The organism is Streptomyces sp. NPDC028289 (genome assembly GCF_055565975.1).
Genome location: NZ_JBVHTI010000004.1, coordinates 381,382 through 405,415, shown reverse-complemented (window position 1 = coordinate 405,415; position 24,034 = coordinate 381,382). Strand labels below are relative to the sequence as shown.

Sequence of the window (24,034 nt, the reverse complement as noted above, 5' to 3'; positions counted from 1 at the left end):
TCCACCCCGCCAATGCAGTTGCCCGGCCGCGGGACGGTCGTGGAGGCTTGCGCGGTGAAGTCCGTGCTGTGGCCGTTCGACCTGTCCTGGGACGAGGTGGACCCCGTCCGTCATCCGTTCGACCACGCGGCGGCGGAGCGGGTGGTGCGCTCGCTCGGTCCGGCCCGATGCGTTCCGAGCCGTCCTGACCTGTCCCCGGCCGATCCGGCGATGAGTGCCTGGAGCCATGGCGAGGGCGGTCTCTGGGCGAGTTCCATGTCGTACGCCCTGATGAGGCGTTACGGCCGCTGGGCCGTGGGCTGGCGCTGGGCGCACGACGAAGGGGACCTCGGCGGCGGGCCCGTCGGGAGTTGGTGCTGCCCGCGGGATTCGATCAGCACACCGGAGGAGACACTCGACCGGGTCGTCGCGGCACTGTGCGAGTGGCGGACGTGGCTGGAGAGCCTCGCCGGGCGGTTCGAGGCGTACCCGCTGGATCCGGCCGGCATCGAGGACCAGCGGATCCTGTGGGAGCGCGCCGCCCGGAACCTGATCCTGCAGGTCGTCGACCGTACCGGCTGCGGCAGCGGCTGGTACGGGCACTGCCGGCAGGTGCTCGGCTGGTTCCTCGACCGCTGGGGAGTCGCACCGGGCAACGCGCGCGAACTCGTCGACGAGGCGGTCGGCGGTCGGTTCCACAGCTGGATCACCCCGGACGGCGTGGTGGTCGACGACATCGCGGAGCGCCTCGCGCGGTCGCTGCCGGCGTCCGGCGGACCGCGGCCGACCGCCGGGCCGGCCGTCGACCACCTGGCACGGTGGCTCGCCGTACGCGAGACCGTGGCCTGGCAGGAGGCCTCGAACCGTGGCGGGGAAGGACCGGTGACACCGGCACGCGACGGTGCGGCCGAGGACGTCCGCGCCTTCGACCGCGCCCTGGACCCCGCCCGCGCCGAGGGACTGCTCGCCGCGCTCGAACGGCTCCGGGCCGACGCGGCGCACGGCGCGCCGCTCGACTTCGCACTGCTCCAGGGCTGGCAGCAGCACGTCCTGGGCACCGCACGGCCGCCCGAGTTCCGCACCCTGCCCGCCTTCGCCAAGCGCGGCCGGGAGCGCTACGGCATCGCCCCGGACACCCGGGCCCGCCTCGACGCCTGCCTGGCCGAGAGCGCCGGGAGGGCAGACAGCGCCGGGAGCGCCGAGGACGCCGGCGCACCGCTCCCGCTGACCGCCCGGGCCGCCCGCGCCTACCTCGACGTGTGCTTCTTCCACCCCTTCGACGACGGGAACGCCCGCTCCGCCTTCCTCGCCCTGGTCTTCGTCCTCGCTCGCGAAGGCGTCACGCTCGACAGCGTCAGCCTGCTGCGCCGCGTCACCTTGCAGGCCGACTCTGCTCGGGACGCCCTGTCGCTCGCCAACTACGTCGACGTCCACCTCGCGGAGACCCGGCGCCGAGCCGCCGCCCCGGCCTCCTGACCGGATCCCCTCCGATCAGGGGGAGGTGCCGTCGTCGGCCTTCCAGCCCCAGACGGTGAGCATGCCGGCCGACAGCGCGGCACACTCCTCGGACTCCAGGTAGCGGATGGCCGCGTCCACGGCGGCGTCGTCGACCAGGGCGGTGGCGAGCATCGCGGCCCGGCTCCGCTCCCAGGTGTCCGCCCAGAAGCGGCTGACGGGACTGCCCGGCACCAGCGGCGGCACGTGGATCTCGGCGGCCACGGACCCGAGCCCCGCACCGCGCAGCAACTGCGGATACGACGGCACCCAGGAGAGGTCCGTGCCGATGGCGGCCCGCAGCCCCTGCCACATGGCCCGCATCACCGTGGTGTACGGCGTGTCGGGCGTCCGGTCGCTCGTCAGGTCGACCGCGTCGCTGAGCACCAGCACACCGCCGGGCGCGACGAGTCCGGCCAGCGTCGTGATCAGTCGCTCGTGCTCGGGCAGGTGCATCAGCACGAAGCGCGCGTGGACGAGCCGGAACCGGCCGGGCGCGACGCCCTGGGCGGTGAGGCCGGTGGTGATGTCGGCTTCCAGCACGTCGAGCCCGGGCCGCTCGGCGAGGAACCGTACGTCGCGGTCCACGGCGAGCACGCTCTCCACCCCGGCCTCGTCCAGCAGCCGGCCGGAGACCGTGCCCGTGCCGGCCCCCACGTCGAGGCAACGCCACCCCGGCCCGGCGCCGAGGGCCCGCAGCCGCGCCATGGTGATGTCGTCGTAGACGAGTGCGCCGACGTCGATCCGCCGGCCCTCACCGGCCTGTTCGGGACGGAAGACGGCCTCGCCGTAGCGGCCGCCGCCCGGCGCGGCGGTCACACCGCCGCCCTGGTGATGCCGGGACTGCCGTCGAACTCGGTGAGCCGGAACAGCGGGGCGTCGAAGAGTTTCATCGCCGGGCCTTCGCACGTGGTGGGGGTACCGGGCGGCCCGTCCCGGGGCCGCCCGCCCCACCGATCCTCCACCGGCGCCCGCCCGCACCGCCGAGGCGCGCCGCGCGAGCGGCCGATCGGCCGAAGGGCCGGGCGCCCTCCACCGGGGCTCCACCGGACCCCGGCAGATCGATGGCTGATACAACTGACTTCGCCGCACACGAGCACACGAGTCGTGCCGGGGGTGACCGGCACAGCGGAACACGGTCGGGGAAGCCGGCCGGCCAGGAGGATCGGGATCGCCATGCCGCACGTCACCGTCGACTACTCCCCGCGGCTCGCGGACTCCTTCGACCTGCGGGTCTTCGCGGCAGAGCTGCAGCCGACCGTGCTGGAGGGGAGCGGTTCGGCGGGCACCTGCAAGATGCTGTTCCGGCAGGCGGCCGAGGCCCGGGTGGCGGACCGGCACGGCGCTGCGGCGGCGTTCGTGCACGTGGAGGTCGGGCTGCTCCCCGGGCGGCCCGACGCGGTCAAGGCCCTGCTGTCCGAGGACGTGCTCGCCCTGCTGGAGAAGCACCTGGGGGTGGGCACGCCCCAGGCCGTGGTCTGCTCCGTGGAGGTGCGTGACCTGGGCGGCTCGTACCGTCTCCGGACCCTCTGAACCGCGTCCGACGTGCCGCCACCGGCCGTCAGGCGGTGTGGAGGGCGGTGTGCAGGGTGCGTGCGGCCAGGGAGATGGCGGCTTCGGCGGCGTGGGTCTCGCGCGGTGCGTTGAGCATCACGAAGTCGTGGATGATGCCCTGGAAGCGGACGGCGGTGACGGGTACGCCGGCTTCGCGGAGCTTGTTGGCGTAGGCCTCGCCCTCGTCGCGCAGGACGTCGGCCTCGGCGACGATGACGCAAGCGACCGGCAGCACCGGTGCCCCGGTGTACGGCTTCGTCGGGCTCGGGGTGATGGGGCAGCCCATGGCGCTCAACCTCGCCCGGGCCGGCACCCCGCTCGTCGTGTGGAACCGGACGCCCGGGCGGGCGGAGGCGCTGCGGGCGGCCGGGGCGCGGGTGGCGGCGAGCGCCGAGGAGGTCTTCGCCCACGCCCGTGTCGTGTTCGTCATGCTCGTCGACGAGACGGTGACGGACACCGTCCTCGGCCGGGGCGGCCCGGAGTTCGCGAAGCTGGTCGCCGACCGGGTCGTCGTGTCGACGGGCTCGACGGCGCCGGAGTGCGCGCGGGGACTCGCCGCCGACATCGAGGCCGCCGGCGCCCGTTTCGTCGAGGCGCCGGTCTCCGGGTCGCGCAAGCCGGCCGAGGCGGGCGAGCTGGTCGCGATGGTCGGCGGCGACCCCGACACGGTGGCGGAGGTACGGCCGCTGCTCGCCCCGATGTGCCGGGAGACCGTCTACTGCGGTCCGGCCGGGTCCGGCGTCCTCATGAAACTGGCAGTCAACCTGTACCTGGACACGACGCTCGCGGCACGGGCCGAGTCCGTCCACTTCGCCCAGCGGCAGGGTCTGGACCTGGAGATCTTCCGCGCCGTCGTCGACTCCGGCCGGCTGGGCAGCGGCATCACCCGGGTCAAGGTCCCGATGCTCGCGGCCCACGACTTCACGGTGCAGGCCGCCACCGCCGACGCCTACGCCAACACCCGGCTGATCGCCGACGCGGCCCGCGCGGCCGGCATCGCCACCCCCATGCTCGACCTCAGCAGCGAGCTCTACGGCGAGAGCGTACGGCTCGGTAACGCCCGCCTCGACATGTCCTCGGTCCTCACCGCGATCGAGGCCCGCACGGACACCGCGGCGCCACCGGTGACCGGCTAGGCTCCGGGACATGCGGATCTCCGTCTCCTCCGACATGGACGAACCCGTCGCCCGCCTCCTCGTCGAGGAGCTGCGCAGCCGCGGCCACGACGTGCGGACGTACGGCGCGCTGGAACCCGGGGCCGACCCGCAGTGGGCCGTCTGCTCGGAGACGGCCGCCCGTGACGTCGCCGCCGGCGCCGCGGACCAGGCCGTGGTGTGCTGCTGGACCGGCACCGGTGCCTCGATCGCCGCCAACAAGGTGCCCGGCGTGCGCGCCGCCCTCTGCGCCGATGCCTACACCGCCGACGGCGCCCGCCGCTGGAACGACGCCAACGTCCTCGCCATCGGCCTGCGGCTGACGTCGCAGCCGGTGCTCAAGGAGATCCTCGACGCCTGGTTTGCGGCCACGCCGAGCCAGGACGCCGAGGACCTCGGGAACGTGGCCCACGTCGGTCGCCTCGACGCGGGCCACGGGGCCGTCTAGGGAGTGTCCGGAGTCAGTGGGCGCCGAGCCCGCCGCCGCCGAACGAGCCGCTGGAGCCCTTGCTCCAGCGCGGCCGGTCCTTCGACGCGCTCGGCCTGGTCTGCTGGTTGCTGAGTTCGTACGGGGTGAGCGGACGGCCGCCCTTGGGCATCAGCGGGATCTCCTCCGATTCGCGGTTCTCCCGGATCTCGTGCACAGCACCCTCCGGTGGCAGCTTCGGCTGCTCCTCGGGGCGCGGCCGGGGCGACTCGCGGTACTTGACCCGGTTGCCCAGCCAGAAGCCCCCGGCGAGCATCGCCAGCACGGCCACGGCCACCAGGAAGAGCGCGAGACTCAGTAGGCCGCTGGGAGCGGCCAGCTGCATCGGTTCCGTACTCATAGCCAAGGGATACCCCTCTCATAACGGTGTGAACCGGACGTAATCGGTAGCTGATCGTGCACAGCGGGCGACAGGAGGTCAGTGCGGATCGTCGCGTACCGAGACCGGGCAGAGGCGGCAGCGGACGTCGACCACGCCCTCCACGGCGCGGGTCAGCCGCTCGGCGACCGGTGCCGGTTCCGGGCTGTCGATCCAGCCCGTCAGGGTGACGACCCCCTCGGTGACCTCGACCCGGATGTGGTCGGCGGAGAGCGGGAACAGGCGGTCGACGACCTCCCGGCGCACCTCCTCGGTCAGCTCCTCGTCCGCACGCAGGAACACCTTCAGCAGGTCCGCCCGGCTGACGATGCCCCTGAGCACGCCCGCACCGTCGACGACAGGCAGCCGCTTGACCCCGCGCCGGGCCATGACGCGTGCCGCCTCCGCCACGGTGGCGTCGGCGCGCACGGTCACCGCGGGCGCGTTCATCAGCTCCCCGGCGGTCACCCCGCGGGCCCTGGCCAGATCGGCCTCGGACACGACGCCGATCACCCTGCCCCCGCCCTCCAGCACGGGCAGGGTGCTGACCTTCCACCGGTCCATCAGCGTGACGACGTCCTTGAACGGGGCGGCGCGGCCCACGGCCACGGGGTTGCGGGTCATCACGTCGCCGACGGTGTGCGGGCTGTCGTGCATGGTCGCCTCCTCGGATCCCACCGATCACGAGAGGGCGGGAAGGACGCCATCCACTTCTCGCGGATCCTGATTGCACGGTGCGCGACCGTGGCCGGCCGCTTCCCCGCGCCACTGCGGGTCCTTCCCGTCACCTCCAGCACACCACGGGAACGCCCATGCCACCAGGGGCCACCGGTCCGGAATTCACCGCTCCCCACTCGTGCGGCGGGCGGCGGGCGGTGTCATGCCCCCGGCCGCACTTCTCTGGCGGTGCGGCCGCCCGTCGCGCAGCGTGGAGGTGGAGGGGGCCTGCCGAACGCCCGAGGAGAGGTGGAACGGATGGACAGGGATGTCACCGAGCGGCGGGTCGTGGTCGGCGTCGACGGATCGCCGTCCTCGTACGCGGCCCTGCGCTGGGCCCTGCGGTACGCCGGCCTCGTCGGCGGTGTCGTGGAGGCGGTCGCCGTGTGGGAACTGCCGGGGCTGTACGGCTGGTCGGGGCCCGCCGTCGACATGGACATCGACGCGGAGGAGGCCCGGGTCAAGATGCGGCAGGAGCTCACCGACGTACTCGGCGCGGACGCGGCGGGTTCGGTCCGTTCCCACCTGGTGCACGGCAACACCACCGACGTCCTGCTGCGGGCCGCGGAGGGCGCCGAGGCCCTCGTCGTCGGCAGCCGCGGCCGGGGCGGGTTCGCCCGCGCCCTGCTCGGTTCCGTCAGCCAGCAGGTGTCCCAGCACGCCACCTGCCCGGTCGTGATCGTCCGCGCGGCGCAGGACTGAGCAACCGCCGGCAACAGGCGGCGTTTGCCCGGGCCGCGTGCTGGTTACCCGGGCCGTATGACTTGGACGTCTTCTCAGCAGGACCTGTACCGGTTCCTGGAAGACCGGTTCACGTGCGCGCAGGCGTGCACGGAGTGCGCCCGGATGTGCGCGTTGCGTGCGGGGGTGCTGGATCCGGGCGGGACCGCCGACGCGGAGGCGGACCGGCTGCGCCGCACCGGCATCATGTGCGCCGAGGTGTGCGACACCACCTGCCGGGCACTGACCGAGGAGACCGACCGGGACGCGGAGGGGTTGCGCGTTCAGCTGGAGTGGTGCCGCACGGTCTGCCTCGACTGCGCGCGGGCCTTCGACGCCCGTCCGGGCGCCGAACAGAGCGCGGCCGCCTGCCGGGTGTGCGCCGCGGCCTGCACGGACTTCATGGCGGCACTCGGCTGACCCCATCGGGGCGTTCGCCGGGGTGGCGTGGCCTCCTTCGGCCCCGGTTCGGGCGCCGGTCACCGCGCTCGCCCTGGCACCGAAGCAGATCCGCGCGGCGGCGGCCCGGGCCGGCGCGAACCGCTGACCCGATGGCTGGCATCGCCGATACGCGTTTCCGCCGTACCGCCGGGCTGCCTAGCGTGACGTGGGTACCGCCCACCGTTCCCAGCCGCGCCCGTGCCACAAGAGGAGCACTCCCATGAGCCAGCCGCCCCGCCGGATCGTCACCGGTCACGACGAGACGGGTACCTCCGTGTTCCTCTCCGACGGTGAGCCGCCCGTCATCCGCACCGCGCCCGACGGCGCCGCCTTCTACGAGATGTGGAACACCGACTCCGTCCCGGCACCCGTCGCGGCGGACGAGCCCGAGCCCACACAGCGCGACCTGACCGTGCCGCCGGCCCCCGGCGGCACCAAGATCCGCGTCAACGAGTTTCCGCCGGGCTGTGTCTCCCCGACCCACCGGACCCAGACCGTGGACTACGGCATTGTCCTGACCGGCGAGGTCGTCCTCGTCCTCGACGACTCCGAGCGGCTGCTGCGCGCCGGGGACGTGGTGATCCAGCGCGGCACCGACCACCGCTGGGAGAACCGCACGGACGCGGCGGCCCGGATGGCGTTCGTCCTCGTGGACGGCGCCTTCACCGAGCCGCTGCTGAAGGTCCTGGGCCCCGAGGTGCTCGGCTCCCTGCACGGCAGCCCGCTGGCACCCGGCCAGAGCTGACACCGGTCACGGCGGGCCGCCGCCATTCCCAATTTCTGGAACACGTTCTACGGTGTGCGCCGTCAGGACCGCCCTTGGGGAGCCTGGAGGCGCCGTGCACCTCGACCACACGCCCGAGCAGCAGCGGCTGCGCACCGAACTGCGCGCCTACTTCGCCGGCCTGGTGCCGGACAACGCCTACGCCCGCTACGCCGACCCGGCCGCGCAGAAACGCTTCTACCGGGAGACCGTCCGCCGCCTGGGCACCGACGGCTGGCTCGGCGTGGGCTGGCCCAAGGAGTACGGCGGCCGCGGCCTGACCGCGATGGAGCAGTTCATCTTCTTCGACGAGGCCGCCCAGGCCGGCGTACCGCTCCCGCTGATGGCGCTGAACACCGTCGGCCCGACGATCATGCAGTACGGCACCGCCGAGCAGAAGTCGTACTTCCTGCCACGCATCCTCTCCGGCGAGATCGACTTCGCCATCGGCTACAGCGAGCCCGACGCCGGCACCGACCTCGCCGCCCTGAAGACCCGGGCTGTGCGCGACGGCGACGAGTACGTCGTCAACGGCCAGAAGATCTGGACGACGAACGGCGACACCGCCGACTGGGTCTGGCTCGCCACCCGCACCGACCCCGGGGCCCCGCCGCACAAGGGCATCACCATGCTCCTGGTGCCGACCACCGACCCCGGCTACTCCTGCACCGTCATCAACACCCTCGCCTCGCACGACACCACGGCCAGCTACTACGAGAACATCCGCGTCCCCGTCGCCCGCCGGGTCGGCGAGGAGAACCACGGCTGGCGGCTGATCACCAACCAGCTCAACCACGAGCGCGTCACCCTCGCCGCCCACGGCACCATGGCCATCCGCGCCCTGCACGACGTGCAGCGCTGGGCGATGGAGACCAAGCTCGCCGACGGCCGCCGCGTCGTCGACCTGCCCTGGGTGCGGCGCGACCTCGCCCGCACCCACACCCGCCTGGACGCCATGAAGCTCCTCAACTGGCAGATGGTGAGCGCCGTCCAGGAGGGCAGCCTCACCCCGCAGGACGCCTCCGCCGTCAAGGTCTACGGCTCCGAGGCCCGCCGCGACGCCTACGCCTGGCTGATGGAGGTCGTCGGCGCGGCCGGGCCGCTCAAGGAGGCCTCGGCCGGCGCGGTCCTCCACGGCGACCTGGAACGCGGCTACCGCTCGGCGGTCATCTTCACCTTCGGCGGCGGCAACAACGAGATCCAGCGGGAGATCATCTCCTGGATCGGGCTGGGGATGCCACGGGTACGGCGTTAGCCTGCCGGTATGGACGGTGATGCCGGGCTCTTCACCCCCGACTCCGTGACCTGGCAGATGCACGGTGACCCCATGATGTGGGTCGCCGCCATCCGGGCGCTCTATCTCCAGGCCCTGCATCCTCGCGCGCTGCGCGGTGTCATGGAGAACTCCGACTTCCGCCGTGACGCCTGGGGCCGGCTGATGCGGACCGCGAACTTCGTCGGTACGACGACCTACGGCACCACCGAGGCCGCCGAGCGCACCGGAGCGCGGATCCGGAAGCTCCACAGCATGCTGGGCGCGACGGACCCGGACACCGGCGAACGGTACGGCGTCGACGAACCCGACCTGCTGCTGTGGGTGCACTGCGCCGAGATCGACTCCTACCTGCACGTCGTCCGCCGCTCCGGCTTCCCGCTCACCGACGCGCAGGCCGACCGCTACATCGCCGAACACCGGGTCAGCGGCCGCCTGGTCGGCCTCGACCCCGCCGCCGTGCCGGGCGACCAGGAGGAGATGACCGCCTACTTCGAGAAGGTACGACCGCAACTCGCAGTCGGCGCCGACGCACGCGCGGTGGACGACTTCCTGCTGCGCCCGCCGACGCACCCGCTTCTGATACCGGCGCGCGAAGTACTGTGGCGGCGCGTGGCCAGGCTGGCGTACGCCTCCCTGCCGCCGTACGCCCACGAGCTGTACGGCAGACCGGCCCCTCGGCCCGCGGTCGTCACCCGCCGACTGCACGCCACCGGCACCCTGCTGCGCTGTGTTCCCGCACGTCTGCGCTGGCAACTCCCGCCCAAACACATCCTGCGCGCCATGGCGAGGCTCGGTCCGGACGCACGCCCCGCACCGTACAAAGTCGGGCGATAGACAGCCATACTGGGCGAGCAAGGGGGTGTCACGGACCGCGACGGGGGGGCGACGGCGCGCGATGGCTGACAGCAGGCTGGTCCAGGGGAGGTACCGGCTGCTCGACCTGATCGGGCGGGGCGGCATGGGCGAGGTGTGGCGGGCCCGCGACGAGTCACTCGGTCGGCAGGTCGCCGTCAAGTGCCTCAAACCGCTGGGCCCGCACCACGACCAGGCGTTCACCCGCGTCCTGCGCGAACGGTTCCGCCGTGAGGCGAGAGTCGCCGCCGCCCTCTCCCACCGCGGGGTCACCGTCGTCCACGACTTCGGCGAGTACGACGGCATCCTCTACCTGGTGATGGAGCTGCTGAACGGCCGCAATCTCAGCCAGCTCATGGAGGACGACAAGCACCATCCCCTGCCCGTCGGCGACGTCGTCGACATCGCCGAGCAGGTCGCCGCCGCCCTCGCCTACACCCACCAGCAGGGCATCGTGCACCGGGACCTGAAACCGGCGAACATCATGCGGCTCACCGACGGCACGGTGAAGATCTGCGACTTCGGCATCGCCCGCCTCGGCCACGACATCGGCTTCACCTCCCGGCTGACCGGCACCGGCATCGCCATGGGCACCCCGCACTACATGTCCCCGGAGCAGATCGGCGGCACCGAGGTCGACCAGCGCAGCGACCTGTACTCACTGGGCTGCGTCCTCTACGAGATCGCCACCGGGGCACCGCCGTTCGACCTCGACGACGCCTGGGCGATCCTCGTCGGCCACCGCGACACCCCGCCCGCCCCGCCGCGCTCCCACCGCCCCGAGCTGCCCGGCTGGTTCGAGAAGGTCGTCCTCGACCTGCTGGCCAAACGGCCCGAGCAACGGCCCTACGACGCCCGGGAGCTGGGCCGCCGGATCACCTCCGGGCGGACGACCCCCACCTACGTCCCCACCGTCGTCACCGCGCAGCCCCGGCTCCGGCCCACGGAACCGGCCGCCCGGGAGCCCCGGCTGCCGTCCTGGACCCGGTCCATGACCACCGGCCACAAGGCCACCGGCGCGGCCCTGCGCACCACCCCGCCCGACCCCGGCGCCGGACTCACCGGCGAGTGGATCGCCCGCCCGGCCACCGGCGTCGCGGAACCGCTCCCCGCGGTACCCGTCCCCTCCCCGGAGACCCTCGCCGCCCTCGCCGGCCGCCACAACGCCGGGCTCAGCCTGGGACGGCTCGGCCGCTGGGCCGAGGCCGGCGAGGTGCACCGCGCCGTCGCCGCCGAACGCACCCACCTCCTCGGCCCCGACCACCCCGACACCCTCGCCAGCCGCTACGAGATCGCCTTCACCCTCTCCCGCACCGGCCGCGCCGCCGACGCACTGCGCGAGTACACCGAGGTCGCCGTCGCCCGGGAGCGCGCACTGGGCGCCGACCATCCCGACACTCTCGCCACCCGTCAGGAAACGGCTTACGTGCTGGGCCAGTTGGGCCGCCACTTCGACGCCCACCAGGTGTACACGGCCGTCCTCGCCGCCCGGCAACGGCTGACCGGCCCCGACCATCCGGACACCCTGCGCTGCCGCCACAACCTCGCCTTCAACCTCAGCAGGCTGGGCCGCCCGGAGGACTCGTACCGCATGGCCCACGACGTGGCCGCGGCCCGCGCCCGGGTGCTCGGTCCGCTGCACCCCGACACCCTGGTCACCCGCTACGAAGTCGCCTACGCGCTCGGCCAGTTGGGCCGCTGGGAGGAGGCCCTGCAGACCTACCGCGAGGTCGCCGAGGCCCGTGGCCGCGCCCTCGGCGCCGACCACCCCGACACCCTCGCCGCCCGGTACGAGGTCGGCATCAGCCTGGGTCGCCTGGGCCGCAGCGCCGACGCGCTCACCCTCTACCGCGCCCTGATCGACGACCGCACCCGCGTCCAGGGCCCCGCCCACCCCGAGACCCTGCGCGCCCGCCACGGCCTCGGCGTCAACCTCGGCCGCCTCGGCCGCTGGGAGGAGGCCCTCGCGGAGTCCCGCGACGTGTGTGCGATCCGCGACCGGGTCCTGGGCCCGGACCACCTCGACACCCTGGTCAGCCGCCGCGAGGTCGCGGTGGGCCTCGGCTGGCTGGGCCGCTGGCCGGACGCGCTGACGGAGTACAGGAGGGTGGCCGGTGCACGGGAGAGAGTCCTGGGCCCGGACCACCCGGACACCCTCGCCAGCCGCAACGACGAGGCTCACTGCCTGGAGCAACTGGGGCGGGGCGCCGAGGCGGTGGAGTTGTACCGGAGGGTGGCGGTACTGCGCCAGCAGCGCGCGTCCGGCGGAGGGCTCTGAAACGCGCCCCCAGAGGGGCGCGGGGCTGTGACACATATGCGGCTCCGCCGCGTGGGCGCGATCAGCCCCCACCGGCCGGTACATGCAAACCGACCCTCCCCGCGAAGCGCACCGGCATGCCTCTTACTTGCCTAGATCATCATGTGTTACGAAGAGCCATGCCCCCTGCCACCGAAGCAACCCGGAGCTACGACGCCATCATCGTCGGCGGCGGCCACAACGGCCTCGTCGCGGCGGCCTACCTGGCCCGGGCCGGCCGCACCGTACTGGTGCTGGAGCGGCTGGGCCGCACCGGCGGCGCCGCGGTCTCCACCCGCCCCTTCGCCGGCGTCGACGCGCGGCTGTCCCGCTACTCCTACCTGGTCAGCCTGTTGCCGAGGAAGATCGTCCGCGACCTCGGCCTGGATTTCCGGGTCCGCGGCCGCACCATCTCCTCGTACACCCCCGTGGAACGCGACGGGCGGCCGACCGGGCTGCTGGTCGGCGGTGGCGAGCGGCGGATCCGCGAGGCGTTCGAACGGCTGACCGGGGGCAAGTCGGAGTACCAGGCCTGGCAGCGGTTCTACGGCACGACCGGCCGGGTCGCCGAGCGCGTCTTCCCGACGCTCACCGAGCCGCTGCCCGCGCGTGAGGAACTGCGCCGCCGGATCGACGACGAGGCGGCCTGGCGGGCCCTGTTCGAGGAGCCGATCGGGGTCGCGATCGAAGAGAACTTCACGGACGACCTGGTGCGCGGGGTCGTCCTCACGGACGCCCTGATCGGCACCTTCGCCGACGCCCACGACGCGTCGCTGCGCCAGAACCGCTGCTTCCTCTACCACGTCATCGGCGGCGGCACCGGCGCCTGGGACGTACCGGTCGGCGGCATGGGCGCCCTCACCGACGCGCTGGCCGCCGCCGCGTGCTCGGCGGGCGCGGTGCTCGCCACCGGGCACGAGGCGGTGCGGATCGAGACCGACGGGCGGGCCGCCGAGGTCGTCTACCGCACCGCGGACGGCGAGGGCGTCGCCGCCGCCCGGCACGTCCTGGTGGGCGCCTCCCCGCAGGAACTCGCCGCCCTCACCGGCGACCCGGCCCCGGAGCCCGCCGAGGGCGCCCAGCTCAAGGTGAACATGCTGCTCAAGCGGCTGCCCAGGCTGCGCGACACCGCCGTCGACCCGCGGGAGGCGTTCTCCGGCACCTTCCACATCGCCGAGGGCTACGGGCAACTGGCCACCGCCCACGCCCAGGCGGCGGCCGGCAGGCTGCCCGCCGCCCCGCCCTCCGAGATCTACTGCCACTCCCTGACCGACCCCACGATCCTCGGCCGTGACCTGGCCGAACGCGGCTACCAGACGCTCACCCTCTTCGGCCTGCACACCCCGGCCCGGCTCTTCGCCGCCGACAACGACGCCGTACGCGACGAACTCCTCAAGTCCACCCTCGCGCAGCTCGACGCCCACCTCGCGGAGCCGATCATCGACTGCCTGGCCCTGGACGCCGACGGCCGCCCCTGCATCGAGGCGAAGACCCCCCTGGACCTCGAACGCGACCTCCGCCTCCCCGGGGGCAACATCTTCCACCGCGACCTGTCCTGGCCCTACGCCCAGGACGGCACCGGCCGCTGGGGCGTGGAGACCCGGCACGCCAACGTGCTGCTCTGCGGGGCGGGCGCGGTGCGCGGGGGAGGGGTGAGCGGGGTGCCGGGGCACAACGCGGCGATGGCGGTACTGGAGCAGCGGGAGGGCTGACCCCCGACCGGGACGCCGTCAAAGAATCTGACGGAGCATCAGAAAACCTCTTCCGTCGGCCGCACGACTGCGGCATCCTGCGCCCATGCAGACGGAGCTGAGCAAGACCCTGGGAGTCGAGCACGCCGTCTTCGGCTTCACGCCGTTTCCCGCCGTGGCCGCGGCCATCAGCCGGGCCGGCGGCTTCGGAGTGCTCGGTGCGGTCCGCTACACCGCCCCCGACGACCTCAAACGCGACCTCGACTGGATCGAGGCGCACGTCGACGGCAAGCCGTACGGGCTCGACGTCGTGATGCCCGCCAAGAAGGTGGAAGGCGTCACCGAGGCCGACGTCGAGGCGATGATCCCGGAGGGGCACCGGCAGTTCGTGCGGGACACCCTCGCCAAGTACGGCGTGCCCGAGCTGGCCGACGGCGAGGCGTCCGGCTGGCGCATCACCGGGTGGATGGAACAGGTCGCCCGCACCCAGCTCGACGTCGCCTTCGACTACCCGATCCGGCTCCTCGCCAACGCCCTCGGCTCCCCGCCCGCCGACGTCGTCGACCGCGCCCACGACCAGGACGTCCTCGTTGCCGCACTCGCCGGCAGCGCCCGGCACGCGATCAAGCACAGGGACGCGGGCATCGACATCGTCGTGGCCCAGGGCTACGAGGCCGGCGGCCACACCGGCGAGATCGCCACCATGGTCCTCACCCCGGAGGTCGTCGACGCGGTCGCCCCGCTGCCGGTGCTGGCGGCGGGCGGGATCGGCAGCGGGCAGCAGGTGGCCGCCGCGCTCAGCCTCGGCGCACAGGGGGTGTGGCTGGGCTCCATGTGGCTGACCGTCACGGAAGCGGACCTCTCCTCGCCCGCGGTGACCCGCAAACTGCTCGCCGCCGGCTCCGGCGACACCGTCCGCTCCCGCGCCCTGACCGGCAAACCGGCCCGCCAGCTGCGCACCGAGTGGACCGACGCCTGGGACGACGCGAACGGCCCCGGCACCCTCCCCATGCCCCTGCAGGGCCTGCTCGTCGCCGAGGCACTGACCCGCATCCAGAAGTACGAGGTCGAGCCCCTGCTCGGCACCCCCGTCGGCCAGATCGTCGGCCGCATGACCGCCGAACGCAGCGTCCAGGCCGTCTTCGACGACCTCACCCGGGGCTTCGAACAGGCCGTCGACCGCATCAACCGCATCGCCGGAAGGAGCGGCAAGTGACCAGCACGCCCCCCGCCGGATTCTGGGCCCAGGCCACGAGCGATCCCGACCGCAAGGTGCTCGTCGCACCCGACGGCGAGGAATGGACCGCAGGCCGCCTGCACGCGGCCGTCAACCAGCTCGTCCACGGACTCCGGGCCGCGGGCCTGGAGCGCGGCGACGCCTTCGCGGTCGTCCTGCCCAACGGGCCCGAGTTCTTCACCGCCTACCTCGCCGCCACCCAGGCCGGCCTCTACCTCGTCCCGATCAACCACCATTTCGTCGGTCCGGAGATCGGCTGGATCGTCGCCGACTCCGGCGCCAAGGTGCTCCTCGCCCACGAGCGGTTCGCCGGGCCGGCCCGCCACGCCGCCGACGAGGCCGGCCTCCCGGCCACCCACCGGTACGCGGTCGGCGACGTCGAGGGCTTCCGGCCGTACGCCGAACTCCTCGACGGACAGCCGGAGTCGGCGCCCGCGGACCGCGAACTCGGCTGGGTCATGAACTACACCTCGGGCACGACGGGCCGCCCCCGCGGCATCCGCCGCCCGCTGCCCGGCAAACTCCCCGAGGAGGCCTACCTCGGCGGCTTCCTCGGCATCTTCGGCATCCGCCCCTTCGACGACAACGTCCACCTGGTCTGCTCGCCGCTCTACCACACGGCCGTACTCCAGTTCGCGGGCGCGTCCCTCCACATAGGCCACCGCCTGGTCCTCATGGACAAGTGGATCCCCGAGGAGATGCTCCGCCTGATCGACACACACAAGTGCACCCACACCCATATGGTCCCGACCCAGTTCCACCGCCTGCTCGCCCTCCCCGAGGAAGTGCGCGCACACCATGACGTCTCCTCCATGCGGCACGCCATCCACGGCGCCGCGCCCTGCCCGGACCACGTGAAGCGGGCCATGCTCGACTGGTGGGGCCCCAGCGTCGAGGAGTACTACGCGGCCAGCGAGGGCGGCGGCGCCTTCGCGACCGCCGAGGACTGGCTGAAGAAGCCCGGTACGGTCGGCAAGGCCTGGCCCATCAGCGAACTCGCGGTCTTCGACGACGACGGCAACCGGCTGCCACCGGGCGAACTCGGCACCGTCTACATGAAGATGAACACCGGCGGCTTCGCCTACCACAAGGACCGGGCCAAGACGGAGAAGAACCGCATCGGCGACTTCTTCACCGTCGGCGACCTCGGCTACCTCGACGAGGACGGCTACCTGTTCCTCCGTGACCGCAAGATCGACATGATCATCTCGGGCGGGGTCAACATCTACCCCGCCGAGATCGAGTCCGTGCTCCTCTCTCACCCCGCCGTCGCCGACGCCGCCGCCTTCGGCATCCCGCACGACGACTGGGGCGAGGAGGTCAAGGCCGTCGTCGAACCCGCCCCGGGACACGAACCCGGCCCGGACCTCGCCGCCGCCCTCCTCGCCCACTGCGCCGGACACCTGGCCGGCTACAAGCGCCCCAAGACCGTCGACTTCATCGCCGAGATGCCCCGCGACCCCAACGGCAAGCTGTACAAGCGGCGGCTGCGGGACCCGTACTGGGAGGGCCGCACCCGGTCGGTGTGACCGGCCGGGACCCCGCGCTTCAGGAGCGCGGCCGGTGCCGGGCCTCCAGGAACCCGGTGAGGCCGGCGGCATCGGTGCCGAGCTTGCGGTAGACGCTGGACAGCAGTTGCCGCACACCCTGCTCGGTGAGGTGCAGCTCCTTGGCGACCACACCCACCGCGTGTCCCCGGACGGTCAGTTCGGCGGTCCGCAGTTCCTGCGCGGTGAGCGTGTCCACCTGCGCGTAGCGCAACGGCAACGGCCGCAGCCCGGCCGCCGACAGCTCCTCCCTGGCCCGGGCGGCGAGGGCCTCGGCCCCGCAGTGGACGGCTCCCTCCAGCCCCTGGTAGAGCCGGTCGGCGGCCTCCTGGAGCCGGCCGGCCAGGGACAGCGCGGCACCGTGGCCGATCTGCGCGCGGGCGAGTTCGTAGGCGGCCGGCGACTGCTCCAGCTGCTCGACGGCCTGCGCGTACAGGTCGACCGCAGCCGGTCCGCGGGTCACCTCGGCGAGCGTGTGCAGGGCCTGCCCCACGGCCGAGCCGGCACCGAACTCCCGGGCCCTGCGCACGGCTTCCTCCGCATGACCCACCGCCTCCTCGGGAGCGGTGGGGGCCAGCGCGGTCGCGAGTCGCAGCTGCCACGGGCACCAGGCCGGGTTCCGCCAGCCCCGCCCGTCCAGCCACTCCCCGACCTCGGACAACAGCCGCGCCGCCTCGGCGTGCCGCCCCTCGGCGAGGAGGAGTTCGGCGTAGACGGTGCGGGGGTCGGGGTAGATGACGGCGTTGACCGGCGTCGCGCCGAAGTGGTGATCGTCGGCGAACGCGCGTGCCTCGGCGATGCGCCCGCGGGCCAGCAGGGTCTTGATGAGGATGCTCACGCCGAACCACTGGGCTGCCACGACCCCGTCCACCTTGTCGGCGATCCGCAGACCCTCCCGTACGGCGTCCTCGGCTTCGGCCAGGCTGCCGCGGCGGTAGCGGATGTACCCGGCGATGGTCTGGCCGAACGCCAGGTGGGAACCGTGCCAGCCCTTGGCCACGCATTCGGCGATCCCCTTGCTGAACAGCTCCTCGGCCCGTCGCGGCTGGTCGCCGTACATGTACACCAGGGCGACGGAAAGGGGTACCTCGAACCCCCGGTTCTCGTCGGTCCAGCTCATGCCGCCGTCCAGGGCCTTGTCGGCGTACGCGAGGGAGGTCTCCCTCGGTTCGCCGCGCATGGCCGCGTCCCAGGCCCGCAGTCCCAGGATGTAGCGCTCCTCCAGGCTGCGGCCGGGCAGTTTCCCGGCCAGGCGCGCCAGCGTCCGGGAGCGGGTGGGCGAGTCGTGGTCGTCCGGCCGCACCATGCTCCAGACGAACTGGTCGGCCTGCATGCGCAGTTTGACGCGCGGATTCGTGGCCTGCCGTGCCTCTTCGGCCGCCACGTCCACGGCCTCGGCCAGTTGATCGGTGTGCGCCATGGCCGTGGTCAGCCGGTAGACGATGGAGGCGCGCAGATCGGGGTCGACGTGCGGCTGGGCCAGCGCCTGGCGCAGATGCCGCACCGTCGCCGTGGGCTCGAGCAGGAACGTGGCGCAGGCGAGTTCGTGAAGGACCGCGGCACGGTCCTCGGGCAGGGGTGGTTCCTGCAGCGCGCGGGTCAGCAGACGCCGTGCCGCCTCGGTGGCACCGGCGCGAAGGTATGCGCGGGCGGCCTCGCGCAGACACGCCACGGTCTCGGGACGCTCTTCGCAGGGGACTTCCAGCAGATGCCGGGCGGCCTTGGCGGGTCCGTAACCCGCGGCGAGCACGGCCTGCGCCGCGGTGTTGTGCAGACCGGTCCGGAAGCCCGTGCGGATGGACCGGTAGATCGTCGTGGCGATCAGGGGGTGCACGAACTCCAGCTCGCCCTCGTGGCCGTGCCCCTCCGCCAGGATCCGGGCGGCGCGCAGCTTCCCGGTCGCCTCGGCGACGGCCTCGTCACCGAGCACGGCGATGGCCGCGGCGAGCTCCGGCGAGAACGGCGAACCGAGCACGGCCGCGGTCTGCGCGAAGCGCACGGTCGTGGTGCCGAGCCGTTCCAGGCGTTCGATCAGCCCCGGGCCCTTGATCGCGGCGGCCAGTTCACGCATCGCGGGCAGGTCGTCGTCGGTGCCGCCCAGTTTCCGCTCCGCGAGTCCGATGGCGAGTTCCACCGACTCGAAGGGGCTGCCGCCGGTGGCCGACCAGCACTCCTTGCAGAACCGGTCCCCGGCCGCCTCCCCGATCTCGTTCCTGACGATCTGTGCGACGCCCTCCGGGGTGAGCAGGGCCAGGTTGTGGGGGCGGTTCCCGTGGTCTCCGGCGAGCGTGCGGAGCCGGCCCGCCTCGGGGGGCAGTTCGTCGGGCCGGTAGGTGACGACGATCTGCAGGGGGAGATCCTCGACCCGTGGTGCGAAGGAGGTGAGCCAGCTCAGTGACTCGGGGTCGGTCCAGTGGAGGTCGTCCAGGACCAGGACGACGGGGGCCTTCTTCACCGTGAGCCGCGTCATGACCCAGTCGAGACCCTCGCGGACTCCGGTCGGGTCCGGTGCGGGGGCAGGCCCGGTGGCTTCGAGTCCGAGGACGGCGGCAACGGTGTCGTACCAGCTGCCCAGGAAGACGCGGAGTTCCGCCTCGTCCATTCGTGCCAACGGGGGCTGCATCAACTGGCGTACCACGTGGAACGCCGAGCCCTGCTCCGTCTCGCTGCCCCTGCCCGACAACACCGTGAACCTGTGTGCGGCGGCTCGGGCGCGTGCTTCCGTGATGAGTGCCGTCTTGCCCAGTCCGGCCGCCCCGGAAAAAGCGAGCAGCCCGTTGCTCCGTGTCCGCGGAACGCCGCCCGTGGTGTGCCGCAATTCCCGGAACGCCGCGTCGAGGGCCTGAAGTTCCCGTCGGCGCTCGATCAAGGTCTCCTGGCCCGTGATCGATTGCCGCGGCTCCGTCGCCATATGCCGTACCGCTTTCTTTCGTTCGGCCCGGGGACAGCCGAGCGTACGCCCTGTCGCGGTGTGAGCAGGCCGGACTGAGTACTATCGGGTGAATCATGAACTGGAGAAGGGACAATGTCCCCCTTCCGGGTAAGGGGCTCTGATCGCCACCTTCCTCGGGCGCGGTTGCGGGAGTGCGCCGGACGCCGCTACGTCACGGCGGGCACCGACGCCACGTCCGCATACCGGGGTACGGTTCGGGACCAGTGGTAACACCCGCGGATCCAGCCGATCATGCCCTCCACATAGACGACGCCCGCGGGACTCAACTCCGGTTCGACCGCGGCGTGGAGCCTTTCGAACTCGCGGATCGTGCTGTTGACCCGCCGGACGGCCAGGACGACGGCGGCCTGCAGGGAGCAGTGGTGTTCGCGCTGGTAGGCCAGGGCCAGGTTGATCATTTCGCCCGCGCGCTGTTCTTTCACGGCGGAGAACAGATCGGCTGTCCAGACCGCGGCGTCGGCCGAGAGCCGGCTGAGCCGCTCCACGGCCGGATGGTGGAGTTCCGCGGCGGACAGTTCGTCCGGCGCCGCGGCCTCGTACAGCGGGTGGAACGGCTCGACACCCGCGGTCAGCGACCGTATCGAGGCGCACTCTCCCGTGCGCAGGGCGACGGGGTGGGCCTGGGCCACCGCCTCGTACAGCAGACCGTGCACGTACTCCCGGCTCTTCCAGGCCCAGCGTGCGGCCTGACCTGGTGTGCACCGTTCCCGGACCTGCCGGTACAGGTCGGTCAGGGCCGCTCCGAGCGGTGTGGTGGGCGGGCGGTCGTCCCGCAGAACGGCGATGCTCTCGCACAGCATGGGCACGAGCCCGGCCGGGGAGTGCCGCCCGACGTCCTCCGCCCGGTCGTCGAAGACGAACTGATAGGCGATCTGGTGGGCCACGATGCGCAGGAGCCCGGGGTCCACGGCGGGACTGGTGAAGGACGCGAGCTGGGCGGGGCGGGTACGGGCGATCATCGCCGCCACACCCGGCTCGGCGGTCAGCCCCCACGTACTCAGCCATGCGTCCACACTGGCCGAGGCCTCCGGTTCATGGCGGTTGCGCCGGAACGGGAAGGGCATGTGCAGGTGGGTGTCGATGAGGTCCTTGAGACTGGCCGCCGCAGGTCCGTCCGCCACACCGACCGCGACTTCCTCATGTGTTGTCGACACAGTGGTCACCTGCCGATCGGGAGTCCGGTGCCTGTCGGGTGCAGACCGCGCCATGCGTGAGCGGAGCGCGGGACGACGACGCCTCTGACGGACTGTGCGAGCGTGTTTCGCGGATCATGACCAGTGAGCGTGGCCCCAGCGTGATCGCGGGGCGTGGTGTCCGTGCGACGTATCCGGGGAGATGGCGCAGGCGCACCCGGCCGGCGATGGTCGCGAGTGCCACGGTGACCTCCACCATGGCGAACTCGTCGCCGAGGCATTTGCGGTTGCCCGCGGAGAACGGCATCATCGCGCGCCGCTGTCCGGCGGTGGGGCGCCCCGGCAGCCAGCGGTCGGGGTCGAAGCGTTCGGGGTCGGGGAACGACGACGGGTCGTGGTGGAGGAGGTAGGGGCTGTAGAGCACGGTGGCTCCGGCGGGCAGCCGGCGTCCGGCGAGTTCCGTCTCCCGGGTGGCGACGCGGGTGAACAGCCAGCCGGGGGACGAGTGCCGCAGCGTCTCGGAGACCACGCACCGGGTCCGGACGAGGTCCGGGAGATCGCCGGGGCCGGGCCTGCGGCCGCCGGGCAGGACGGTGTCGAGCTCGGCGTGCAGACGCTGTTCGGCCTCGGGATGGCGGCCCAGCAGGCTGAAGGCCGCGGCCAGGGTCAGGGCCGAGGTCTCGGCGCCCGTGAGCAGCAGGGTCATCAGGTGGTCGTGGATCTCCTGGTCGGTGCGGGCGGTGCCGTCGCCGTGGGCGGCCGCCAGCAGGGTCCCCAGGACGTCGTCACGCGCGGGGCCCCGGCGGCGTTCCGTGATCACCGCGTCGATGATCGCGTGCAGGCGGGCGAGCGCCCGCTGATAACGGCGGTTGGCGGGGGTCGGCAGCCGGAACAGCGCGTCGATCGGGACGACCGTGCGGACGAAGAGGCCGCGGACGACGTCGGCGAGACAGTCGCGCACCTGGGCGGCGGTCGTGTCGTCCAGCGAGTCGGAGAGCAGCACCCGGCTGATCACGCGGGTCGTGAGGGTCGTCATCGCCTCGGTGACCGGAACCGCCCGGCCCGCCTGCCACCCTTCGCACACCGACTCGGCCTCCTCGGCGACGAGTTCCGTGTACGCGGCGGCGTGGGACGGGCGGAAGGCCGGCTGCAGCAGCCTGCGTTTGTCCCGGTGCGCAGGCTGACGGCAGGTGACCAGTCCGTCCCCCATCAGCTTGCCCAGCCTGTCGTACAGAGGGCCCCCCTTGTCGAAGGTGTGCGGGTCCATGAGCACGTCGTGGGCCAGCTCCGGGTGGCACACCATCCAGGCGCGCTGGGGGCCCAGCCGTATCTCGACCAGATCCCCGTGCGCGGGCAAGGAATTGAGAAACGCCAGCGGGCGACGGTATAAGGCGATACCGTGACCCAGGAGTGGGAATATGCCGGGAGCAGAACCTGCTGTCCACGTTCGTTTTTGTTCAGGCACAGCACCGTTCATGAAAACCTCCTGCCCAGTACGACACGTGAAATGAGCGGACCTGCTTCGAGGCTGACAGCCCGAGACAAGTCCTGCCCAGTTCAATCATGTGCGGGTTTCCGGAAACCTTTCTCCAGCGGGGGCGCACAGGGGCACGCTGAAGCAGAAAGCCTGCGGGATGAAGGCCTCTTGATGCACGGTGCATTGAGTGTGATTCTTTTCGGCACTCCAGTGCGGTCCCATCCCGTCCTGCGGTCCGACCGCGACCGGTGGGCAAGAGGAAGCGGCCGGGCGGGCCCGTGGGATTCCGGTGTCGGCCTTCGCGGTCGCTTGACCTGTCCGCGCGACAGGCCGAGGATCATGAGTCATGACGCAGGGACAGGGCAGCACGGTGGACGGGGTACTGCGGCGCAGCGCCCGCCGCACCCCCGCACGGGTGGCGGTGCGGTACGGCGAGCGACGCTGGACGTACCAGGAACTCGACGACGCCGTCTCACGCGCGGCGAGCGTCCTGCTCGGCCAGGGCCTCGACCGCGGTGACCGGGTCGGCGCCTACGGACACAACTCCGACGCCTACCTGATCGCCTTCCTCGCCTGCGCCCGCGCCGGCCTGGTGCACGTCCCGGTCAACCAGAACCTGACCGGCGACGACCTCGCGTACATCATCGGCCAGTCGGGCAGCTCGCTGGTGCTGGCCGACCCGGATCTGGCCGGCCGGCTCCCCGACGGCGTACCGGCGCTGCCGCTGCGGGACGCCGACGGCTCGCTGCTGGCCCGGCTCGCGGACGCGGCGCCCTACGACGGCCCCGAACCGCGCACCGAGGACCTGGTGCAGCTGCTGTACACCTCGGGGACCACGGCGCTGCCCAAGGGCGCGATGATGACCCACCGGGCACTGGTGCACGAGTACCTGAGCGCGATCGCCGCCCTCGACCTGAGTGCCGGGGACCGGCCCGCACACGCGCTGCCGCTCTACCACTCCGCCCAGATGCACGTGTTCCTGCTGCCCTACCTCGCGGTGGGCGCCACCAACATCATCCTCGACGGGCCCGACGGCGACACCCTCTTCGACCTCGTCGAGGCCGGGGACGTGGACAGCCTGTTCGCGCCGCCCACCGTGTGGATCGGACTCTCCAACCGGCCCGACTTCGCCACCCGCGACCTGAACGGACTGCGCAAGGCCTACTACGGGGCGTCGATCATGCCGGTGCCCGTCCTGGAGCGACTGCGCGAACGGCTGCCGGAACTCGCCCTGTTCAACTGCTTCGGGCAGAGCGAGATCGGACCGCTCGCCACCGTGCTCGCCCCCGAGGAGCACAAGGGGCGGCTGGACTCCTGCGGCCGTACCGTCCTGTTCGTGGAGGCACGTGTGGTCGGCGAGGACGGCGCCGACGTCCCCGACGGCACCCCCGGCGAGATCGTCTACCGCTCACCGCAGCTGTGCGAGGGCTACTGGGACAAGCCCGAGGAGACCGAAGAGGCCTTCCGGGACGGCTGGTTCCACTCCGGCGACCTCGCGGTGCGCGACGGCGACGGCTACTACACGATCGTCGACCGTGTGAAGGACGTCATCAACTCCGGTGGCGTACTGGTCGCTTCGCGACAGGTCGAGGACGCCCTCTACACCCACGAGGCGGTCGCCGAGGCCGCCGTGATCGGCCTGCCCGACGAGCGGTGGATCGAGGCGGTCACCGCGGTCGTCGTACGGCGCGGCGAGATCGACGAGGCCGGGCTGATCGCCCATGTGAAGGAGAAGCTGCCCGCCTTCAAGGCACCCAAGCGGATCCTGTTCGTGGACGCGCTGCCCCGCAACGCCAGCGGAAAGATCCTGAAGCGGGCGCTGCGGGAGCGGTTCGGCCCCGCTTCGTGAGGACCGGGAGGCGGCTCTCGCGAGTCCCCGGGACGTGAGCGTCGGCACAACGCCCG

The 24,034-nt window shown here is 72.5% G+C and carries 21 protein-coding genes and 1 pseudogene; 14 read left to right on the top strand and 8 right to left on the bottom strand.

Going from position 1 to position 24,034, the window contains the following annotated elements; all coding sequences use genetic code 11:
• Positions 1 to 54: 54 nt before the first annotated feature.
• Positions 55 to 1,455, top strand: coding sequence for a Fic family protein (locus ACZ4UV_RS21775; RefSeq protein ID WP_467839911.1), 1,401 nt, complete (start codon positions 55 to 57; stop codon positions 1,453 to 1,455).
• Positions 1,456 to 1,470: 15 nt separating this feature from the next.
• Here ACZ4UV_RS21775 and ACZ4UV_RS21770 read toward each other — a convergent pair whose 3' ends face one another.
• Together ACZ4UV_RS21770 and ACZ4UV_RS21765 are read right to left on the bottom strand one after the other, a co-directional pair.
• The gene (locus ACZ4UV_RS21770; protein WP_467839908.1) at positions 1,471 to 2,292 is read right to left on the bottom strand and encodes a methyltransferase domain-containing protein; all 822 of its coding nucleotides are present in this window, start codon (positions 2,290 to 2,292) and stop codon (positions 1,471 to 1,473) included.
• A complete protein-coding gene (locus ACZ4UV_RS21765) occupies positions 2,289 to 2,438 on the bottom strand; it encodes a hypothetical protein (RefSeq protein ID WP_390038962.1) in 150 nt (49 codons plus the stop codon). The genes ACZ4UV_RS21770 and ACZ4UV_RS21765 overlap by 4 nt, the downstream gene beginning before the upstream one ends.
• 211 nt (positions 2,439 to 2,649) lie before the next feature.
• On the opposite strand from ACZ4UV_RS21765, the gene ACZ4UV_RS21760 reads away from it, so the two are divergent.
• On the top strand, positions 2,650 to 3,006 hold the full coding sequence (locus ACZ4UV_RS21760) for a 5-carboxymethyl-2-hydroxymuconate Delta-isomerase (RefSeq protein WP_351500824.1): 357 nt from the start codon (positions 2,650 to 2,652) through the stop codon (positions 3,004 to 3,006).
• Positions 3,007 to 3,034: 28 nt separating this feature from the next.
• Here the strand turns inward: ACZ4UV_RS21760 and ACZ4UV_RS21755 are convergent.
• Positions 3,035 to 3,301, bottom strand: a pseudogene (locus ACZ4UV_RS21755) (alpha/beta hydrolase fold domain-containing protein); the annotation flags it as partial.
• Between the two features lie 10 nt (positions 3,302 to 3,311).
• On the opposite strand from ACZ4UV_RS21755, the gene ACZ4UV_RS21750 reads away from it, so the two are divergent.
• Together ACZ4UV_RS21750 and ACZ4UV_RS21745 are read left to right on the top strand one after the other, a co-directional pair.
• On the top strand, positions 3,312 to 4,163 hold the full coding sequence (locus tag ACZ4UV_RS21750) for an NAD(P)-dependent oxidoreductase (RefSeq protein ID WP_467839904.1): 852 nt from the start codon (positions 3,312 to 3,314) through the stop codon (positions 4,161 to 4,163).
• A gap of 10 nt (positions 4,164 to 4,173) precedes the next feature.
• Positions 4,174 to 4,629 carry an RpiB/LacA/LacB family sugar-phosphate isomerase gene (locus tag ACZ4UV_RS21745; RefSeq protein WP_451018149.1) on the top strand — a complete coding sequence of 152 codons (456 nt, stop codon included), beginning with the start codon at positions 4,174 to 4,176 and terminating at the stop codon, positions 4,627 to 4,629.
• A 13-nt stretch (positions 4,630 to 4,642) separates the two neighbouring features.
• Here the strand turns inward: ACZ4UV_RS21745 and ACZ4UV_RS21740 are convergent, their stop codons facing one another.
• Together ACZ4UV_RS21740 and ACZ4UV_RS21735 are read right to left on the bottom strand one after the other, a co-directional pair.
• A complete protein-coding gene (locus ACZ4UV_RS21740) occupies positions 4,643 to 5,008 on the bottom strand; it encodes a DUF6479 family protein (RefSeq protein WP_390038956.1) in 366 nt (121 codons plus the stop codon).
• Between the two features lie 78 nt (positions 5,009 to 5,086).
• Positions 5,087 to 5,683, bottom strand: coding sequence for a CBS domain-containing protein (locus ACZ4UV_RS21735; RefSeq protein WP_451018150.1), 597 nt, complete (start codon positions 5,681 to 5,683; stop codon positions 5,087 to 5,089).
• A gap of 318 nt (positions 5,684 to 6,001) precedes the next feature.
• Here ACZ4UV_RS21735 and ACZ4UV_RS21730 point away from each other — a divergent pair, with 318 nt between their 5' ends.
• From ACZ4UV_RS21730 to ACZ4UV_RS21690, 9 genes are all read left to right on the top strand, one after another.
• The gene (locus ACZ4UV_RS21730; protein ID WP_451018151.1) at positions 6,002 to 6,445 is read left to right on the top strand and encodes a universal stress protein; all 444 of its coding nucleotides are present in this window, start codon (positions 6,002 to 6,004) and stop codon (positions 6,443 to 6,445) included.
• A gap of 57 nt (positions 6,446 to 6,502) precedes the next feature.
• The gene (locus tag ACZ4UV_RS21725) at positions 6,503 to 6,883 is read left to right on the top strand and encodes a four-helix bundle copper-binding protein (RefSeq protein ID WP_451018152.1); all 381 of its coding nucleotides are present in this window, start codon (positions 6,503 to 6,505) and stop codon (positions 6,881 to 6,883) included.
• 241 nt (positions 6,884 to 7,124) lie between these two features.
• Positions 7,125 to 7,649, top strand: a complete 525-nt coding sequence (locus ACZ4UV_RS21720) for a cupin domain-containing protein (RefSeq protein WP_451018153.1) — start codon at positions 7,125 to 7,127, stop codon at positions 7,647 to 7,649.
• A gap of 94 nt (positions 7,650 to 7,743) precedes the next feature.
• Positions 7,744 to 8,922, top strand: coding sequence for an acyl-CoA dehydrogenase family protein (locus ACZ4UV_RS21715; RefSeq protein ID WP_467839898.1), 1,179 nt, complete (start codon positions 7,744 to 7,746; stop codon positions 8,920 to 8,922).
• A gap of 9 nt (positions 8,923 to 8,931) precedes the next feature.
• Entirely contained in the window at positions 8,932 to 9,777 is an 846-nt protein-coding gene (locus tag ACZ4UV_RS21710) for an oxygenase MpaB family protein (RefSeq protein ID WP_451018155.1), read from the top strand.
• Positions 9,778 to 9,838: 61 nt separating this feature from the next.
• Positions 9,839 to 12,073 carry a serine/threonine-protein kinase gene (locus ACZ4UV_RS21705; protein ID WP_467839893.1) on the top strand — a complete coding sequence of 745 codons (2,235 nt, stop codon included), beginning with the start codon at positions 9,839 to 9,841 and terminating at the stop codon, positions 12,071 to 12,073.
• Between the two features lie 158 nt (positions 12,074 to 12,231).
• A complete protein-coding gene (locus ACZ4UV_RS21700) occupies positions 12,232 to 13,803 on the top strand; it encodes a phytoene desaturase family protein (protein ID WP_451018157.1) in 1,572 nt (523 codons plus the stop codon).
• 85 nt (positions 13,804 to 13,888) lie between these two features.
• Positions 13,889 to 14,998 (top strand): nitronate monooxygenase, encoded by a 1,110-nt coding sequence (locus tag ACZ4UV_RS21695; protein WP_351494932.1) that lies wholly within the window; start codon positions 13,889 to 13,891, stop codon positions 14,996 to 14,998.
• On the top strand, positions 14,995 to 16,548 hold the full coding sequence (locus ACZ4UV_RS21690) for an acyl-CoA synthetase (RefSeq protein ID WP_467839889.1): 1,554 nt from the start codon (positions 14,995 to 14,997) through the stop codon (positions 16,546 to 16,548). Before ACZ4UV_RS21695 ends, ACZ4UV_RS21690 begins: the two co-directional genes overlap by 4 nt.
• Before the next feature lie 19 nt (positions 16,549 to 16,567).
• On the opposite strand, the gene ACZ4UV_RS21685 is transcribed toward ACZ4UV_RS21690, so the two are convergent.
• From ACZ4UV_RS21685 to ACZ4UV_RS21675, 3 genes are all read right to left on the bottom strand, one after another.
• Positions 16,568 to 19,435 (bottom strand): ATP-binding protein, encoded by a 2,868-nt coding sequence (locus ACZ4UV_RS21685; RefSeq protein ID WP_467839886.1) that lies wholly within the window; start codon positions 19,433 to 19,435, stop codon positions 16,568 to 16,570.
• Positions 19,436 to 19,665: 230 nt separating this feature from the next.
• Positions 19,666 to 20,673 carry a (-)-alpha-amorphene synthase gene (locus ACZ4UV_RS21680; protein ID WP_467839883.1) on the bottom strand — a complete coding sequence of 336 codons (1,008 nt, stop codon included), beginning with the start codon at positions 20,671 to 20,673 and terminating at the stop codon, positions 19,666 to 19,668.
• On the bottom strand, positions 20,657 to 22,129 hold the full coding sequence (locus ACZ4UV_RS21675; RefSeq protein ID WP_467839880.1) for a cytochrome P450: 1,473 nt from the start codon (positions 22,127 to 22,129) through the stop codon (positions 20,657 to 20,659). Before ACZ4UV_RS21675 ends, ACZ4UV_RS21680 begins: the two co-directional genes overlap by 17 nt.
• A gap of 346 nt (positions 22,130 to 22,475) precedes the next feature.
• On the opposite strand from ACZ4UV_RS21675, the gene ACZ4UV_RS21670 reads away from it, so the two are divergent.
• Complete coding sequence (locus tag ACZ4UV_RS21670) at positions 22,476 to 23,978, top strand: acyl-CoA synthetase (protein ID WP_467839877.1); 1,503 nt, start codon at positions 22,476 to 22,478, stop codon at positions 23,976 to 23,978.
• Positions 23,979 to 24,034 lie beyond the last annotated feature (56 nt).

Coding starts and splice junctions, on each gene's coding strand:
- ACZ4UV_RS21675 (WP_467839880.1), bottom strand. CDS start 22,129: ATGAACGGTGCTGTGCCTGAACAAAAACGAACGTGGACAGCAGGTTCT.
- ACZ4UV_RS21710 (WP_451018155.1), top strand. CDS start 8,932: ATGGACGGTGATGCCGGGCTCTTCACCCCCGACTCCGTGACCTGGCAG.
- ACZ4UV_RS21720 (WP_451018153.1), top strand. CDS start 7,125: ATGAGCCAGCCGCCCCGCCGGATCGTCACCGGTCACGACGAGACGGGT.
- ACZ4UV_RS21695 (WP_351494932.1), top strand. CDS start 13,889: ATGCAGACGGAGCTGAGCAAGACCCTGGGAGTCGAGCACGCCGTCTTC.
- ACZ4UV_RS21700 (WP_451018157.1), top strand. CDS start 12,232: ATGCCCCCTGCCACCGAAGCAACCCGGAGCTACGACGCCATCATCGTC.
- ACZ4UV_RS21745 (WP_451018149.1), top strand. CDS start 4,174: ATGCGGATCTCCGTCTCCTCCGACATGGACGAACCCGTCGCCCGCCTC.
- ACZ4UV_RS21740 (WP_390038956.1), bottom strand. CDS start 5,008: ATGAGTACGGAACCGATGCAGCTGGCCGCTCCCAGCGGCCTACTGAGT.
- ACZ4UV_RS21760 (WP_351500824.1), top strand. CDS start 2,650: ATGCCGCACGTCACCGTCGACTACTCCCCGCGGCTCGCGGACTCCTTC.
- ACZ4UV_RS21750 (WP_467839904.1), top strand. CDS start 3,312: ATGGCGCTCAACCTCGCCCGGGCCGGCACCCCGCTCGTCGTGTGGAAC.
- ACZ4UV_RS21705 (WP_467839893.1), top strand. CDS start 9,839: ATGGCTGACAGCAGGCTGGTCCAGGGGAGGTACCGGCTGCTCGACCTG.
- ACZ4UV_RS21730 (WP_451018151.1), top strand. CDS start 6,002: ATGGACAGGGATGTCACCGAGCGGCGGGTCGTGGTCGGCGTCGACGGA.
- ACZ4UV_RS21725 (WP_451018152.1), top strand. CDS start 6,503: ATGACTTGGACGTCTTCTCAGCAGGACCTGTACCGGTTCCTGGAAGAC.
- ACZ4UV_RS21670 (WP_467839877.1), top strand. CDS start 22,476: ATGACGCAGGGACAGGGCAGCACGGTGGACGGGGTACTGCGGCGCAGC.
- ACZ4UV_RS21735 (WP_451018150.1), bottom strand. CDS start 5,683: ATGCACGACAGCCCGCACACCGTCGGCGACGTGATGACCCGCAACCCC.